Source organism: Trichococcus sp. TS_SC_9 (genome assembly GCF_056156325.1).
Genome location: NZ_CM149591.1, coordinates 635018 through 650494, shown reverse-complemented (window position 1 = coordinate 650494; position 15477 = coordinate 635018). Strand labels below are relative to the sequence as shown.

Genomic DNA, 15477 nt, shown 5'->3' with positions numbered 1-15477 from the left:
TGAATGAAAGGGGGCAAAATAAATGGAGAAGGAATTTAAAATAGTCATTGCTGCCGATTCTTTTAAGGGCAGCGCGTCAACCATCCAGGTGGAGGACTATATCGAACAAGGAATCCTGCGCCTGAACCGCAACGTGGAAATCGTCAAGGTTCCTGTTGCTGACGGGGGTGAAGGGACCGTGGATGCTTTGGTGATCGGATGCAAGGGGGAATACCGCTATGCTGACGTCACGGGACCGATGGGTGACAAAGTCCAGGCGAAATTCGGCATCATCAAAGACAACATCGCTGTCGTCGAAATGGCTGAAGCGTCGGGATTGACCTTGGTTGACCTCGCGGATAACGACGTTTATCGCGCGACGACTTATGGAACCGGCGAATTGATCCGTGCTGCTTTGGATTGCGGCGTCAAAGAAATCTTCATCGGCGTCGGGGGAAGCGCCACAAATGACGGGGGAGTCGGAATGGCGCAGGCGCTGGGGGTCTCTTTCAAGGACAGCGAAGGGAAAGAAATTCCGTTCGGTGCAGGCAAGTTGGGAGACATTGCTTCTATAGATGACAGTGGTTTGGATACACGCATCCATGACGTCACCTTCACGATCCTGTCCGATGTGACGAACCCTTTATGCGGGGAGAATGGAGCATCCTATATTTATGGGCCTCAGAAGGGGGCGCCCTCGGAGGATGTCCGTAAATTGGACCAGTTATTGCATCACTATGGAGAAAAAATCGAAGAATGTTTAGGGATAGCTGTTCTTGAAGCGCCTGGAGCAGGTGCGGCAGGAGGATTAGGAGCCGGTTTGATGGCTTTTTGTAGAGCGAAAAGCTACAGCGGCATCTCGAAAGTCCTGTCCATCCTCGAAATCGAATCCCATTTCAAAGATGCAGATTTGGTCATCACTGGCGAAGGCAGAATGGATTCGCAATCATTGAACGGAAAAGCGCCGGTGGGCATCGCCCAACTGGCGAAGAAATATCACTTGCCGGTCATCGCGGTTGTCGGCAGCAGCGATGATGACCTCAGACCAATCTATGCGACAGGCATCGACCTGATTTTGGACATCATCAACAAACCGATGGATTTGGATACAGCCATTTCGCAAACAGAAAAACTGATCGCAAATGCCGGCGAGTCGTCTTTCCGGGCCTTTCTGTTGACAAGGAAAGTGCCTCTATCAGTGTGAATATTCCTTTAGCATCTGCATCAGCAAGTCTTCCTGACTCCTTGAAAGCCTTGCTGATGCAGTTTTTTTGTCGAATGCGCTAGAGCTGATCACCTTTTTCTCAGGAGTGTACATGGGGCATCCGATGATACTGAGAGAGACGATCTCTTTTTGGTCAATTTTGTGTTCAAAAAGCATTGACAAAGGTTGGGGCCAAGTGTTAGTATTAATAAGTTATCTGAAGCGCCGAACAATTAAACGCAAATAATGTGTTGACAGTGAGGCTTCGTAATGATAGCATATAAAAGTTGCTGCTCGAGCGATTTTGATTCAGGAATAATAAGAATAAATAATTCAAAAAAGTTCTTGACGAAATCGGAAAGTTGCGATATTATAAATAAGCTATCACGTACCGAGTGATATACGATTGACCTTTGAAAACTGAATAAAGAATGAACGAACCAAATGTGCAAGGAGCTTAGACTTCGGTCGAAGCAAACGAAGACGATACTTAGTATCGCAAACATAAAGTCAGCAAAACAACAAGAGCAATCAGCTTAACGTGTAGGATTTCTGTACAAGAGTCCACATTTACATGAGAGTTTGATCCTGGCTCAGGACGAACGCTGGCGGCGTGCCTAATACATGCAAGTCGAACGGTCTTTTCTATGGAAGCTTGCTTCCACTGAGAAGATAGTGGCGGACGGGTGAGTAACACGTGGGTAACCTGCCCATAAGAGGGGGATAACATCCGGAAACGGGTGCTAATACCGCATAGTTTTCTTGATCGCATGATCGAGAAAGGAAAGACGGCCTTTGTGCTGTCGCTTATGGATGGACCCGCGGCGTATTAGTTAGTTGGTGAGGTAATGGCTCACCAAGACGATGATACGTAGCCGACCTGAGAGGGTGATCGGCCACATTGGGACTGAGACACGGCCCAAACTCCTACGGGAGGCAGCAGTAGGGAATCTTCCGCAATGGACGAAAGTCTGACGGAGCAACGCCGCGTGAGTGAAGAAGGTTTTCGGATCGTAAAACTCTGTTGTCAGAGAAGAACAAGTTGGAGAGTAACTGCTCCAGCCTTGACGGTATCTGACCAGAAAGCCACGGCTAACTACGTGCCAGCAGCCGCGGTAATACGTAGGTGGCAAGCGTTGTCCGGATTTATTGGGCGTAAAGCGAGCGCAGGCGGTTCCTTAAGTCTGATGTGAAAGCCCACGGCTCAACCGTGGAAGGTCATTGGAAACTGGGGAACTTGAGTGCAGAAGAGGAGAGTGGAATTCCATGTGTAGCGGTGAAATGCGTAGATATATGGAGGAACACCAGTGGCGAAGGCGACTCTCTGGTCTGTAACTGACGCTGAGGCTCGAAAGCGTGGGGAGCAAACAGGATTAGATACCCTGGTAGTCCACGCCGTAAACGATGAGTGCTAAGTGTTGGAGGGTTTCCACCCTTCAGTGCTGCAGCTAACGCATTAAGCACTCCGCCTGGGGAGTACGGCCGCAAGGCTGAAACTCAAAGGAATTGACGGGGACCCGCACAAGCGGTGGAGCATGTGGTTTAATTCGAAGCAACGCGAAGAACCTTACCAGGTCTTGACATCCTTTGACAATCCTAGAGATAGGACTTTCCCTTCGGGGACAAAGTGACAGGTGGTGCATGGTTGTCGTCAGCTCGTGTCGTGAGATGTTGGGTTAAGTCCCGCAACGAGCGCAACCCCTATTGTTAGTTGCCAGCATTCAGTTGGGCACTCTAATGAGACTGCCGGTGACAAACCGGAGGAAGGTGGGGATGACGTCAAATCATCATGCCCCTTATGACCTGGGCTACACACGTGCTACAATGGATGGTACAACGAGCAGCAAGACCGCGAGGTCAAGCGAATCTCTTAAAGCCATTCTCAGTTCGGATTGCAGGCTGCAACTCGCCTGCATGAAGCCGGAATCGCTAGTAATCGCGGATCAGCACGCCGCGGTGAATACGTTCCCGGGTCTTGTACACACCGCCCGTCACACCACGAGAGTTTGTAACACCCGAAGTCGGTGAGGTAACCTTTATGGAGCCAGCCGCCTAAGGTGGGACAGATGATTGGGGTGAAGTCGTAACAAGGTAGCCGTATCGGAAGGTGCGGCTGGATCACCTCCTTTCTAAGGAATATAATGGAATCCTTGCTTGGTTCAATCATTCTTTGTTCAGTTTTGAGAGATCAATCTCTCAAGCAAGACAATTTGTTCTTTGAAAACTGAATACTACAAAAATAAAGTAAGAAACCTAAACATTTTACCGCGTTTTAAGTTAACTTAAATGAGTTTTTAACGAAATAAGTTAGCAAGCCAGCAATGGCGAGCTTAACCATAGGTTAAGTGAATAAGGGCGCACGGTGGATGCCTAGGCACTAGGAGCCGATGAAGGACGGGACTAACACCGATATGCTCCGGGGAGCTGTAAGTAAGCTTTGATCCGGAGATTTCCGAATGGGGCAACCCAATATCTTTGATAGGATATTACGTTACACTGAATACATAGGTGTATCGAGGAACACGCAGGGAACTGAAACATCTCATTACCTGCAGGAAGAGAAAGAAAATTCGATTCCCTTAGTAGCGGCGAGCGAAACGGGAAAAGCCCAAACCAAAGAGCTTGCTCTTTGGGGTTGTAGGACTGGGACATGAGACTGCAATGGATAGCAGAAGCCAACTGGAAAGTTGCGCAAAATAGGGTAATAGCCCCGTATGCGAAATCCAAATCAGCTCTACCAGTATCCTGAGTACGGCGGAACACGAGAAATTCCGTCGGAATCCGGGAGGACCATCTCCCAAGGCTAAATACTCCCTAGTGACCGATAGTGAACCAGTACCGTGAGGGAAAGGTGAAAAGCACCCCGGAAGGGGAGTGAAACAGTACCTGAAACCGTGTGCCTACAAGTAGTCAAAGCCCGTTAATGGGTGATGGCGTACCTTTTGTAGAATGGACCGGCGAGTTACGATTTCATGCAAGGTTAAGTTGCAAAGACGGAGCCGCAGCGAAAGCGAGTCTGAATAGGGCGAATAAGTATGAGGTCGTAGACCCGAAACCAAGTGACCTACCCATGTCCAGGTTGAAGGTGCGGTAATACGCACTGGAGGACCGAACCCACGCACGTTGAAAAGTGCGGGGATGAGGTGTGGGTAGCGGAGAAATTCCAATCGAACTTGGAGATAGCTGGTTCTCTCCGAAATAGCTTTAGGGCTAGCCTCGGATATGCGAATCATGGAGGTAGAGCACTGTTTGGACTAGGGGCCCTTCTCGGGTTACCGAATTCAGATAAACTCCGAATGCCATTGATTTAGATCCGGGAGTCAGACTGCGAGTGATAAGATCCGTAGTCAAAAGGGAAACAGCCCAGACCACCAGCTAAGGTCCCAAAGTATCTGTTAAGTGGAAAAGGATGTGGGGTTGCATAGACAACTAGGATGTTGGCTCAGAAGCAGCCATCATTTAAAGAGTGCGTAATAGCTCACTAGTCGAGTGACCCTGCGCCGAAAATTTACCGGGGCTAAACAGATCACCGAAGCTGTGGATGGAACCTTCGGGTTCCGTGGTAGGAGAGCGTTCTAAGGGCATCGAAGCCAGATCGTGAGGACTGGTGGAGCGCTTAGAAGTGAGAATGCCGGTATGAGTAGCGCAAGACGGGTGAGAATCCCGTCCACCGAATAACTAAGGTTTCCTGGGGAAGGCTCGTCCTCCCAGGGTTAGTCGGGACCTAAGCTGAGGCCGATAGGCGTAGGCGATGGACAACAGGTTGATATTCCTGTACCAGTTGCTTTTGTTTGAGCGATGGAGGGACGCAGGAGGCTAAGGAATGCACACGATCGGAAATGTGTGTCCAAGCAGCAAGTCTGAGAACGAGTGAAATGCTTTTTCTCTTAAGGACAAGCTGTGATGGGGAGCGAAATTTAGTAGCGAAGTTCCTGATGTCACACTGCCAAGAAAAGCTTCTAGTGAGAAAGTAACTGCCCGTACCGCAAACCGACACAGGTAGTTGAGGAGAGAATCCTAAGGTGTGCGAGAGAACTCTCGTTAAGGAACTCGGCAAAATGACCCCGTAACTTCGGGAGAAGGGGTGCTGACCGCAAGGTCAGCCGCAGTGAATAGGCCCAAGCGACTGTTTATCAAAAACACAGGTCTCTGCAAAATCGAAAGATGACGTATAGGGGCTGACGCCTGCCCGGTGCTGGAAGGTTAAGAGGAGAGGTTAGCGCAAGCGAAGCTTTGAATTGAAGCCCCAGTAAACGGCGGCCGTAACTATAACGGTCCTAAGGTAGCGAAATTCCTTGTCGGGTAAGTTCCGACCCGCACGAAAGGCGTAACGATTTGGGCACTGTCTCAACGAGAGACTCGGTGAAATTATAGTACCAGTGAAGATGCTGGTTACCCGCGACAGGACGGAAAGACCCCATGGAGCTTTACTGCAGTTTGATATTGCGTGTTTGTATCACATGTACAGGATAGGTAGGAGCCAATGATACCGGGACGCCAGTCTCGGAGGAGGCAACGGTGGGATACTACCCTTGTGATATGACCACTCTAACCCGCTGCTCTTAGCGAGCAGGGAGACAGTGTCAGACGGGCAGTTTGACTGGGGCGGTCGCCTCCAAAAATGTAACGGAGGCGCCCAAAGGTTCCCTCAGAATGGTTGGAAATCATTCGTAGAGTGTAAAGGCAGAAGGGAGCTTGACTGCGAGACCTACAAGTCGAGCAGGGACGAAAGTCGGGCTTAGTGATCCGGTGGTTCCGCATGGAAGGGCCATCGCTCAACGGATAAAAGCTACCCTGGGGATAACAGGCTTATCTCCCCCAAGAGTTCACATCGACGGGGAGGTTTGGCACCTCGATGTCGGCTCATCGCATCCTGGGGCTGTAGTCGGTCCCAAGGGTTGGGCTGTTCGCCCATTAAAGCGGTACGCGAGCTGGGTTCAGAACGTCGTGAGACAGTTCGGTCCCTATCCGTCGCGGGCGTTGGAAATTTGAGAGGAGCTGTCCTTAGTACGAGAGGACCGGGATGGACACACCGCTGGTGTACCAGTTGTTCTGCCAAGAGCATCGCTGGGTAGCTATGTGTGGACGGGATAAACGCTGAAAGCATCTAAGCGTGAAGCCCCCCTCAAGATGAGATTTCCCATCACTTTAAGTGAGTAAGACCCCTGAGAGATGATCAGGTAGATAGGTTGGGAGTGGAAGTACAGCGATGTATGGAGCGGACCAATACTAATCGGTCGAGGACTTAACCAATTTTTAAAAGATGAAAACTCAAGCGGTGTTTTCGGGTTCCCTTTAAATTTGTAGATTCAGTTTTGAGAGAACAACGTTCTCTTGAAAAATGTGCGGTGACGATGGCAAGAAGGTCACACCTGTTCCCATCTCGAACACAGAAGTTAAGCTTCTTAGCGCCGATTGTAGTGAAGGGTTTCCCTTTGTGAGAGTAGGACGTTGCCGCGCTTTTTTTTGTATACAGAATTATTCCGCAATAGCTCAGTTGGTAGTAGCGCATGACTGTTAATCATGATGTCGTAGGTTCGAGTCCTACTTGCGGAGTTTTTTCTTAAGATGAGTTATTAGCTCAGTTGGTAGAGCATCTGACTTTTAATCAGAGGGTCGCAGGTTCGAGCCCTGCATAACTCATTTGCGGGTGTGGCGGAATTGGCAGACGCACTAGATTTAGGATCTAGCGCCGCAAGGCGTGGGGGTTCAAGTCCCTCCACCCGCATAATTTAATACGCCGGCTTAGCTCAGTTGGTAGAGCATCTGATTTGTAATCAGAGGGTCGAGGGTTCGAATCCTTTAGCCGGCACCATTCGCGGAAGTAGTTCAGTGGTAGAACATCACCTTGCCAAGGTGGGGGTCGCGGGTTCGAACCCCGTCTTCCGCTTCAAATTTAGATAGTGCTTTGCACTGTCTTTTGCACCCATAGCTCAATTGGATAGAGTACTTGACTACGAATCAAGCGGTTACAGGTTCGACTCCTGTTGGGTGCATTTTTCACATAATTATCACCGGGAAGTAGCTCAGCTTGGTAGAGCACTTGGTTTGGGACCAAGGGGTCGCAGGTTCGAATCCTGTCTTCCCGATTCAACAATCTTCACGGGGCCTTAGCTCAGCTGGGAGAGCGCCTGCCTTGCACGCAGGAGGTCAGCGGTTCGATCCCGCTAGGCTCCATTTTCATTTTTGGCGGTGTAGCTCAGATGGCTAGAGCATCCGGTTCATACCCGGAAGGTCATGGGTTCGACCCCCTTCGCCGCTATTATACCTTGCTTCGGACCTTTAGCTCAGTTGGTTAGAGCAGACGGCTCATAACCGTCCGGTCGCAGGTTCGAGTCCTGCAAGGTCCATGAAAAAATTATCAGCTTATGGAGGATTACCCAAGTCCGGCTGAAGGGAACGGTCTTGAAAACCGTCAGGCGTGTAAAAGCGCGCAAGGGTTCGAATCCCTTATCCTCCTTTAGTGGCCTCAGGCCATTGTATTATTATCGCGGGGTGGAGCAGTTGGCAGCTCGCCGGGCTCATAACCCGGAGGTCACAGGTTCAAGTCCTGTCCCCGCAATTGTCATGATTGTCGCTGCTTCAGCAGCTTACAAGCATGATACACTTGGGCGCAAGCCCACAGTGTAACCTCAAAAAATTTTAACGCATGGTTCCGTGGTGTAGGGGTCAACATGCCTGCCTGTCACGCAGGAGATCGCGGGTTCAAATCCCGTCGGAGCCGCCATGCGGGTGTAGTTTAGTGGTAAAACCCCAGCCTTCCAAGCTGATGTCGGGAGTTCGATTCTCCTCACCCGCTTTTTTAAAGAAGGGCCTATAGCTCAGCTGGTTAGAGCGCACGCCTGATAAGCGTGAGGTCGATGGTTCGAGTCCATTTAGGCCCATTGATAAAGCAACAATATTAACAGAAAATTTCTTGTTATGGGGAAGTACTCAAGTGGCTGAAGAGGCGCCCCTGCTAAGGGTGTAGGTCGTTAACGCGGCGCGAGGGTTCAAATCCCTCCTTCTCCGTAGCTTTATCGCAAAGAATAAAAGCATGGTCCGTTGGTCAAGCGGTTAAGACACCGCCCTTTCACGGCGGTAACACGGGTTCGATTCCCGTACGGATCATTGTTTCCAGCATTATGGAGGTTTAGCTCAGCTGGGAGAGCGTCTGCCTTACAAGCAGAATGTCGGCGGTTCGATCCCGTCAACCTCCATTGGTTCCGTGGTGTAGGGGTTAACATGCCTGCCTGTCACGCAGGAGATCGCGGGTTCAAATCCCGTCGGAGCCGTTTTTTTAAATTTTATTTTGGTCTGATAGCTCAGTTGGTAGAGCACTTGATTGAAGCTCAAGGTGTCGGCGGTTCGAATCCGTCTCGGACCATTTTTTATATGATGGAGGGATAGCGAAGTGGCTAAACGCGGCGGACTGTAAATCCGCTCTTTCGGGTTCGGCAGTTCGAATCTGCCTCCCTCCATTCTTATTATTATGGCGATCGTGGCGAAGTGGTTAACGCACCGGTTTGTGGATCCGGCATTCGTGGGTTCAATTCCCATCGGTCGCCCTCTTTATTGGGCTATCGCCAAGCGGTAAGGCAACAGACTTTGACTCTGTCATTCGTTGGTTCGAATCCAGCTAGCCCAGTTTTTTCAAATAGTAACACCTCGGCGGTATAGCCAAGTGGTAAGGCACAGGTCTGCAAAACCTCTATCACCGGTTCAAATCCGGTTACCGCCTTTCCATAAGTACAAGTAAGATGGAAAATTGCATTCTTCATATCATGCCGGCGTGGCGGAATTGGCAGACGCGCTGGACTCAAAATCCAGTGCCCGCAAGGGCGTGCCGGTTCGACCCCGGCCGCCGGTATCACACAAAATAGGCTCTCAACGATCACATCATCGTTGAGAGCCTGTTTTTTTGCATAGTTATACACGAAACTGAAAGGAATATTTGAAATAAGCGCTTTTTAGGTATATAATTCGTGGTAACTTACAAAAAGAAACCTACTATCTATGAGGTGAAAAAGATGCTGACTAAAGAAGAATTGCCATTTTGCCCGGTTGCGACAACCGTCGATCTGATCGGAAATAAATGGAAACTGCTGATAATGCGTGAATTGTTGACAGGAACCAAGCGTTTTAATGAAATGCACCGATTGGTTGAGGGTATTAGCCAAAAAGTATTGACTGAAAATCTTCGGAAGATGGAGACGGATGGGATTGTGAAACGGGAAGTATTTGCTGAAGTGCCCCCCAGAGTGGAATATTCATTAACCGATCTTGGGGATTCCTTAAGACCTATCATCAACAGCATGAGTGACTGGGGAACGGATTATATCAAAAATAATCTATTGGAACAAAAATAAGCCAGCATAGGAAGGAGGGGGCCGGATTGCGCATCCGCTCTTTTTTGTAATCCGATGCGGCTGCCAAAAGTTGTATCATTTTCATACTCCCTTTTGAAGCGTTATAATGCTTCAAAAGGGAGTTTTTTTTGCATTCCCTTGTGTAAGTATCCTTCTAGCAGCAGGTTACAAAAAGGTAAGTACCTGATAAAAAAGTGCGTACTATTGTAAGGGCATCTTTAACGATATAGTCAGAGTATGGAAATCTGTCCATAAGTATGGAAAGGGAGAAATATCAGTGAGGCGTTAAGCAAGTCAGGCCAGCACGAATGCCATTCCTGACTACGTTGCTTGTACGAAGAAGCTGTCTCGGCGGTGATTTTCGGTGCGCATGTGTTGAAGGAGGGGGAACGCGTGTAATGATAGATCCTGTATTGGTATTTGCAACAATCTTTGATACAGACATTAAGATTGCCATTATGTACCTGTTCCTTTACTATCCGACAATGAGCTGCAATGATATCGTCCGATTGACTGGCGAGAAAAAAGAAAATGTGGTCAGATGTCTGTGGCGGCTGCAGGCGGATACGATCGTCATCAAACAGATGAAGGGGGACAGACAGTGCTATTACTCCTTGATGAGCAGCGGCACAGCCAGTTTGAAGGTGTTTAGTGAGATAGCAGATTTTTCGGATCGTTGCTTAAAATGAGAGGAGGTCAAAAATGCTAGTTGATGACATACTGCAATACTTTCAAGAGAATTTTAGTCAATATTGGATTTACGTTTATCAGCACCTTGGATTGAGTATCCAAGCAATCGGGATTTCTTGTTTGATCGGCATTCCGCTAGGATACATCAGCCACAAGCACCGGAAGCTCAGTCAGATAATCACCCTCAGTTCTCAAGCCTTGAGGATTATCCCCAGTTTGGCGGTCCTCTTTTTATTGATCTCTTTCATAGGCGTCGGAAGGGCTCCAGCGTTGATCGCTTTAGTGTTATTGGGAATTCCGCCGATTTTGGTTAATACAACGGTCGGATTCCTGGAAGTTTCTGCTGTGATGATCGAAACGGGAAAGGGTTTGGGGATGACCGATTGGGAGCTCTTAAAAAGGGTGAAGATTCCGCTGGCTTTTCCTTTTGTGATGACCGGTGTGAAGCTGGCGTTGGTGGAAATCATATCGAGTGCGACGTTGGCTACATACATCGGTGCTGGCGGTTTGGGAACATTGATTTTTACAGGATTGGGTTTGAACAGGATGGATCTGCTTCTCATTGGAGGGGTATCAGTAGCGATGATTGCCTTCACGACAAGCATCTTTCTTGATTACATAATTAAAAGGAGCATAAATTAAATGAAAAGAAAAAATATCATCAGTACGATTGCAATGTTGGCCGTAACACTTATAGTCTCAGGTTGTTCAGGCCTGACTGGCGGAAGCGATGGCAGCACGGAAGATACAGTCATCCGCGTGGGATCGAAGGATTTCACAGAAAACTTGGTTGTTTCGGAAATTTATGCGTTGGCTCTGGAAGATGCCGGGTATGGGGTTGAACGGATCCCGAATATCGCCAGTTCGGTCGTTCATACATCGATCACCAATGATGAAATCGATCTTTATCCGGAGTATACAGGTACAGGTCTGTTGGTAATATTGGAAATGGAGATGGAAACCGACCCGCAGAAAGTCTATGATACAATCAAGGCAGAATACGCAGAGCAGTTTAATCTGACTTGGTTGGATTATGCCGAAGCCAATGACAGTGCGGGGCTGGTCATCAAAACGAGCGTAGCCGAAAAATACGGCATCGAGACTGTTTCTGATCTGCAGGAACATGCAACTGAGCTGCGTTTTGCTTCCCAAGGTGAATTCGATCAGCGGGAAGATGGCCTGCCTGGCTTGACAAAAGTATACGGTGAATTCAACTGGAAGAGCTCGACAGTCTACGACAACAGTTTGAAATACGAAGTCTTAAAAAATGATGAAGCGGATGTCGCCCCGGCCTATACGACAGAAGGACAACTGACCAATAAAGAAGAATTCACGGTTTTGGTGGATGACAAGAAATTCTGGCCGCCTTACAATTTGGCTCCAGTGATCCGGAATGAAGTGTTGGAAGAAAATCCTGAGATTGCAGAAATTTTGAACAACATCAGCAGCACGCTGGATACAGAAACGGTGACCGGATTGAATGCCAAAGTGGATGTCGATGGAGAAGAATATGAAGCGGTAGCGAAAGAGTACTTTGATTCGAAAAAATAAGGAGGCGTTGAGGCCGCATGGAGCAAACCGCGATAGAATTCAAAAATGTGACGAAGCTCTACGGGGAAGGGGGCACGAAGGCAGTCGATGATATCTCCTTTGAGATTAAGGAAGGCGAGTTCATCACTGTCCTGGGGTCTTCAGGCTCCGGCAAAACGACGACTTTAAAAATGATTAACCGCTTGATCCGCGAAGATACAGGAAACATAACCTTCTTCGGGGAGGACATCAGCGGAATGAACGAAGTAGATCTTAGGCGGAAAATCGGTTATGTCGTCCAACAAATCGGCCTGTTTCCGCATATGACTGTTGCCCAAAATATCGCGACAGTACCGGAACTGCTGAAGTGGGACAAGAAGGCGATCCAAGCCCGCATCAAAGAATTGTTGGAGCTTGTTCAATTGGACCCGGAAGTGTTTGCCGGCAGAAAGCCGAAACAATTATCCGGCGGGCAACAACAACGTGTCGGCGTCGCAAGGGCACTTGCCGCCAATCCGAAAGTGATGCTGTTGGATGAACCGTTTGGAGCGGTCGATGCAATCACGCGCCTGCAACTGCAGAATGAACTGCAAAAGATCCATAAAGAATTGGGCGACAAAACCTTTGTGTTGGTCACGCATGACATCAATGAGGCGTTTAAGCTGGGGACGAGAGTGCTGATAATGGACAAAGGTAAGATTTGTCAATTTGATACGCCGCGGGAAATCATGCGAAATCCGAAAACAGAGTTTGTTGCGGATTTGATTGCCACCGTAAAGGAACAAGAGGCATTTTGGAGTGAGTTGAAATGATTGCATACTGGAATACCTATTATGAAAAACTGCTGACCGCCACGCTTCAGCATATCGAACTAGTGGGGACGACGCTGACGATCGCCATCCTCATCGCAAGTGGCATAATCTTGGCCTGCATGCATCAGGAACGCGTGATGAACGGCTTGATTTACCTGACTTCTTTGCTTTATTCGATCCCAAGCCTGGCCCTTTTTGCCATCTTGATCCCGTTGACGGGACTGGGGAGGACTACGGCCATCATCGTATTGGTGATTTATTGCCAATATGTCCTGTTGCGCAGTTTTTCTGCAGGAATCAAAGAGATCGATCCGACAATCATCGAAGCCGCTGTCGGGATGGGCATGACGAGGAATCAAATGTTCAGAAAAATCCAACTTCCATTGGCAATGTCCTCCATCATCGCAGGGATACGGATCGCCGCGACCTCGACAATCGGCATCGCAACCATCGCCGCAACGATCAATGCGGGCGGGTTGGGAACCGTCCTTTTCGATGGCTTGCGGACATTCAGCGTCGTAAAACTTTTGTGGGGCACTGTGCTGTCGATGGTGTTGTGTCTGCTTGTCAATGTCGTCTTGTATTTTCTTGAAAATGCCTTGCGGCGGAGATACGCCTGATCTTTTCAAAGGAGTGATCGCTTGAGTGATATCTGGAACCCGTGGCATGGCTGCAAAAAGGTCAGCCCGGGATGCCAAAATTGTTATATGTTTCATTTGGACAGTCAACGAGGGAAAGCTGGCGCGAATATTTATAAAGTCCAAAGCAGCTTCGATCGGCCGCTGAAAAGGAACCGGCGCGGCGACTACGTCATACCGCCCGGTTCCACGATACGCGTCTGCATGACTTCGGACTTCTTTCTTGAGGAAGCGGACGAGTGGCGCGGCGAAGTCTGGAAGATGATCGAGAAGCGGTCGGACGTGCTGTTCTACTTGCTGACGAAACGGATCAAGCGCGTGAAAGAGTGCCTGCCTGAAAATTGGGGGGATGGTTGGGAGAACGTGTGGATGAATGTCTCAGCCGAAAACCAAAAGATGGCCGACAGGCGGATTCCGGTACTTCTGGATCTGCCTTTCAAACACAGAGGCATCATGGCGGCACCGCTGATCGGTGAAATCGACTTGACGCAGCATTTGTCTTCCGGAAAAATCGAACGCGTCATCGTCGGCGGGGAAAACTATGACGGGGCAAGGGAATGCCATTATGAATGGGTGCAGAGGATGCATCAAGATTGTGTGAAAAATGATGTGAATTTCGAATTCATCGAAACCGGGAATCAATTCGTGAAAAACGGACGGAAGTATGAAATTTTGGACAAAAGAAAGCAGCAGGAGCAAGCAAAGAAATCCGGACTGTTTTATGAAGGGCGTGCGGTTTCGGTTCACCTGACAGGGGTTGCCCAGGGCGAATCGGTGCCGCTTTTTCAAACCGATGCCGTGACTTTGTGCGATTCCTGTGCCTACAAGAAATTTTGCGGTATGCAATCGGGAAGACCCAACTGCATGCTGTCGTTGTGAATACAAGAAAGGATGTCGGAGAAATGAAGGCAGTCGTAGTGCACGAAGCGGGTGGACCGGAAAAACTGGTGCATCAGGAAGTTCCTCTTCCGGAAATACGGGAAGGCTGGTCGCTCGTGAAAGTCATGGGCTTCGGCATCAACCATTCGGAAATCTTTACGCGGGAGGGGAAATCCCCTTCGGTCACGTTTCCCCGTATTTTAGGGATTGAATGTGTAGGGATAGTGGAACGGACGAGCGACGAAGAAAAATTGCCGCTCGGTCAAAAAGTGGTGTCGATCATGGGTGAGATGGGGAGAGCCTTCGACGGGAGTTATGCGGAATATGTCCTGTTGCCGAATGACCAAATCTACCCCATCCACACCAATTTACCTTGGTCCCAACTGGCGGCCATTCCGGAAACCTACTATACGGCTTTCGGTTCCATGAAGAATCTGCGGATCCAAACATCCGATCAAATTTTGGTTCGGGGGGCAACGAGTGGTGTGGGGGTTGCCTTTGCCAAGTTGGTCAGGGCCCAATTCCCGGATATCAGGATTTACGGGAGCACGCGGAAAGCCGACAAAGGTCAGCGACTGAAGGAAGCCGGCTTCACCGACTACATCGAAGACCGCAACGGCGTGTTGGAAACGGAAGAGACTTTCGACAAGATTTTGGAATTGATCGGGCCTGCGACGCTCAAGGACAGCCTTTCCCATATCAGGGAAGCCGGCATTGTCTGCAGCACCGGTCAACTGGGCGGGAAATGGTTCCTGGAGGATTTCGATCCCATCATGGAATTGAAGCACAATAGCTATTTGACTACTTTCCATTCAAGTGACGTCTCCGGCGAAAAGCTGAATGAACTGCTGGCTTACATTGAGGGGAAAGGCGTTGCAGTGGAGCCCGAGAAAGTATTCACGCTCGAAGAGGTTGCCCAAGCCCATGCCTTTTTGCAGAGCCAGGACAGTTTCGGGAAAGTCATCGTGCTGGATCCGAGCGCTGCGGGAGAGCAAGCTTCAGAATAGGGTTGCGTTTCCGCAGCTTATTGGTTAGAATTGAGTGAGAAACACTGGGGGTGCGCAACTGCGCTGAGACCGACATTGTCGGAACTCTTTGTACCTGATCTAGTTCATGCTAGCGTAGGGAATGTGGCGTTTGACTATTCGCATAAATAGACATCAAAACGTTGTATTTTCTGATTTTCGCATCAGATCATATAACGTTTTTTAATTTCAGTAGGGGTGCGCGCGAGCGCTGAGACCGACACTGTCGGAACCCTTCAAACCTGATCCAGTTCGTACTGGCGGAGGGAACTGAGTTTGGTCTGGAGTCCGTACGTATATCCAAGACATCTCAGGGGAGGTGTCTTTTTATTTTCATTCAATTCTGGAGGAGGGAAACGGTTCGGAAAGATC

The 15477-nt window shown here is 49.1% G+C and carries 9 protein-coding genes, 25 tRNA genes, 3 rRNA genes and 2 riboswitches; all 37 genes read left to right on the top strand.

Annotated features, from left to right (window positions below; all coding sequences use genetic code 11):
* Positions 1 to 22 precede the first annotated feature (22 nt).
* The 37 genes from AC0J5I_RS03035 (at position 23) to AC0J5I_RS02855 (ending at position 15087) form a co-directional block, all read left to right on the top strand.
* Positions 23 to 1183: a glycerate kinase gene (locus AC0J5I_RS03035; RefSeq protein ID WP_475303492.1), complete on the top strand. Its 1161-nt coding sequence runs from the start codon at positions 23 to 25 to the stop codon at positions 1181 to 1183.
* A gap of 570 nt (positions 1184 to 1753) precedes the next feature.
* Positions 1754 to 3312 (top strand): 16S ribosomal RNA (locus AC0J5I_RS03030).
* Between the two features lie 210 nt (positions 3313 to 3522).
* A 23S ribosomal RNA gene (locus AC0J5I_RS03025) occupies positions 3523 to 6436 on the top strand.
* Between the two features lie 91 nt (positions 6437 to 6527).
* Positions 6528 to 6643: ribosomal RNA gene (gene rrf, locus AC0J5I_RS03020) — 5S ribosomal RNA — on the top strand.
* The 16S, 23S and 5S rRNA genes sit together here with 25 tRNA genes alongside, the layout of an rRNA operon.
* Positions 6644 to 6665: 22 nt before the next feature.
* Positions 6666 to 6739, top strand: a tRNA-Asn gene (locus tag AC0J5I_RS03015).
* A gap of 14 nt (positions 6740 to 6753) precedes the next feature.
* Positions 6754 to 6826: transfer RNA gene (locus AC0J5I_RS03010), tRNA-Lys, on the top strand.
* Between the two features lie 3 nt (positions 6827 to 6829).
* Positions 6830 to 6911 (top strand) — tRNA-Leu (locus tag AC0J5I_RS03005).
* Between the two features lie 11 nt (positions 6912 to 6922).
* Positions 6923 to 6998 (top strand) — tRNA-Thr (locus AC0J5I_RS03000).
* 3 nt (positions 6999 to 7001) lie between these two features.
* Positions 7002 to 7073, top strand: a tRNA-Gly gene (locus AC0J5I_RS02995).
* Positions 7074 to 7105: 32 nt separating this feature from the next.
* Positions 7106 to 7179, top strand: a tRNA-Arg gene (locus AC0J5I_RS02990).
* Between the two features lie 19 nt (positions 7180 to 7198).
* Positions 7199 to 7272: transfer RNA gene (locus AC0J5I_RS02985), tRNA-Pro, on the top strand.
* A 15-nt stretch (positions 7273 to 7287) separates the two neighbouring features.
* A tRNA-Ala gene (locus AC0J5I_RS02980) sits at positions 7288 to 7360 on the top strand.
* Positions 7361 to 7371: 11 nt separating this feature from the next.
* Positions 7372 to 7445: transfer RNA gene (locus tag AC0J5I_RS02975), tRNA-Met, on the top strand.
* Between the two features lie 14 nt (positions 7446 to 7459).
* Positions 7460 to 7533 (top strand) — tRNA-Ile (locus tag AC0J5I_RS02970).
* 20 nt (positions 7534 to 7553) lie between these two features.
* Positions 7554 to 7643, top strand: a tRNA-Ser gene (locus AC0J5I_RS02965).
* 29 nt (positions 7644 to 7672) lie between these two features.
* Positions 7673 to 7745: transfer RNA gene (locus AC0J5I_RS02960), tRNA-Met, on the top strand.
* 89 nt (positions 7746 to 7834) lie between these two features.
* Positions 7835 to 7910: transfer RNA gene (locus AC0J5I_RS02955), tRNA-Asp, on the top strand.
* 1 nt (position 7911) lies between these two features.
* Positions 7912 to 7982 (top strand) — tRNA-Gly (locus AC0J5I_RS02950).
* Between the two features lie 11 nt (positions 7983 to 7993).
* Positions 7994 to 8067: transfer RNA gene (locus tag AC0J5I_RS02945), tRNA-Ile, on the top strand.
* A 39-nt stretch (positions 8068 to 8106) separates the two neighbouring features.
* Positions 8107 to 8194 (top strand) — tRNA-Ser (locus AC0J5I_RS02940).
* 27 nt (positions 8195 to 8221) lie between these two features.
* Positions 8222 to 8293: transfer RNA gene (locus tag AC0J5I_RS02935), tRNA-Glu, on the top strand.
* A 16-nt stretch (positions 8294 to 8309) separates the two neighbouring features.
* A tRNA-Val gene (locus AC0J5I_RS02930) sits at positions 8310 to 8382 on the top strand.
* A 2-nt stretch (positions 8383 to 8384) separates the two neighbouring features.
* Positions 8385 to 8457: transfer RNA gene (locus AC0J5I_RS02925), tRNA-Asp, on the top strand.
* A 19-nt stretch (positions 8458 to 8476) separates the two neighbouring features.
* Positions 8477 to 8549, top strand: a tRNA-Phe gene (locus AC0J5I_RS02920).
* A 13-nt stretch (positions 8550 to 8562) separates the two neighbouring features.
* Positions 8563 to 8643 (top strand) — tRNA-Tyr (locus AC0J5I_RS02915).
* 14 nt (positions 8644 to 8657) lie between these two features.
* A tRNA-His gene (locus tag AC0J5I_RS02910) sits at positions 8658 to 8730 on the top strand.
* Between the two features lie 8 nt (positions 8731 to 8738).
* Positions 8739 to 8810 (top strand) — tRNA-Gln (locus tag AC0J5I_RS02905).
* Between the two features lie 22 nt (positions 8811 to 8832).
* Positions 8833 to 8903 (top strand) — tRNA-Cys (locus AC0J5I_RS02900).
* A gap of 45 nt (positions 8904 to 8948) precedes the next feature.
* Positions 8949 to 9032 (top strand) — tRNA-Leu (locus tag AC0J5I_RS02895).
* 160 nt (positions 9033 to 9192) lie between these two features.
* Positions 9193 to 9531, top strand: coding sequence for a winged helix-turn-helix transcriptional regulator (locus tag AC0J5I_RS02890; protein ID WP_475303488.1), 339 nt, complete (start codon positions 9193 to 9195; stop codon positions 9529 to 9531).
* 398 nt (positions 9532 to 9929) lie between these two features.
* Complete coding sequence (locus AC0J5I_RS02885) at positions 9930 to 10220, top strand: hypothetical protein (RefSeq protein WP_475303483.1); 291 nt, start codon at positions 9930 to 9932, stop codon at positions 10218 to 10220.
* 13 nt (positions 10221 to 10233) lie between these two features.
* On the top strand, positions 10234 to 10863 hold the full coding sequence (locus tag AC0J5I_RS02880) for an ABC transporter permease (RefSeq protein WP_475303479.1): 630 nt from the start codon (positions 10234 to 10236) through the stop codon (positions 10861 to 10863).
* Positions 10864 to 11772 carry a glycine betaine ABC transporter substrate-binding protein gene (locus AC0J5I_RS02875; RefSeq protein ID WP_475303475.1) on the top strand — a complete coding sequence of 303 codons (909 nt, stop codon included), beginning with the start codon at positions 10864 to 10866 and terminating at the stop codon, positions 11770 to 11772.
* A gap of 17 nt (positions 11773 to 11789) precedes the next feature.
* On the top strand, positions 11790 to 12563 hold the full coding sequence (locus tag AC0J5I_RS02870; RefSeq protein WP_475303473.1) for an ABC transporter ATP-binding protein: 774 nt from the start codon (positions 11790 to 11792) through the stop codon (positions 12561 to 12563).
* A complete protein-coding gene (locus tag AC0J5I_RS02865) occupies positions 12560 to 13183 on the top strand; it encodes an ABC transporter permease (RefSeq protein WP_475303471.1) in 624 nt (207 codons plus the stop codon). Before AC0J5I_RS02870 ends, AC0J5I_RS02865 begins: the two co-directional genes overlap by 4 nt.
* A gap of 21 nt (positions 13184 to 13204) precedes the next feature.
* Positions 13205 to 14080: a DUF5131 family protein gene (locus AC0J5I_RS02860; protein WP_475303467.1), complete on the top strand. Its 876-nt coding sequence runs from the start codon at positions 13205 to 13207 to the stop codon at positions 14078 to 14080.
* Between the two features lie 23 nt (positions 14081 to 14103).
* The gene (locus AC0J5I_RS02855; protein WP_475303463.1) at positions 14104 to 15087 is read left to right on the top strand and encodes a zinc-binding dehydrogenase; all 984 of its coding nucleotides are present in this window, start codon (positions 14104 to 14106) and stop codon (positions 15085 to 15087) included.
* A gap of 36 nt (positions 15088 to 15123) precedes the next feature.
* A riboswitch (TPP riboswitch) is annotated at positions 15124 to 15226 on the top strand.
* Positions 15227 to 15289: 63 nt separating this feature from the next.
* Positions 15290 to 15391, top strand: a riboswitch (TPP riboswitch).
* Positions 15392 to 15477: the final 86 nt, after the last annotated feature.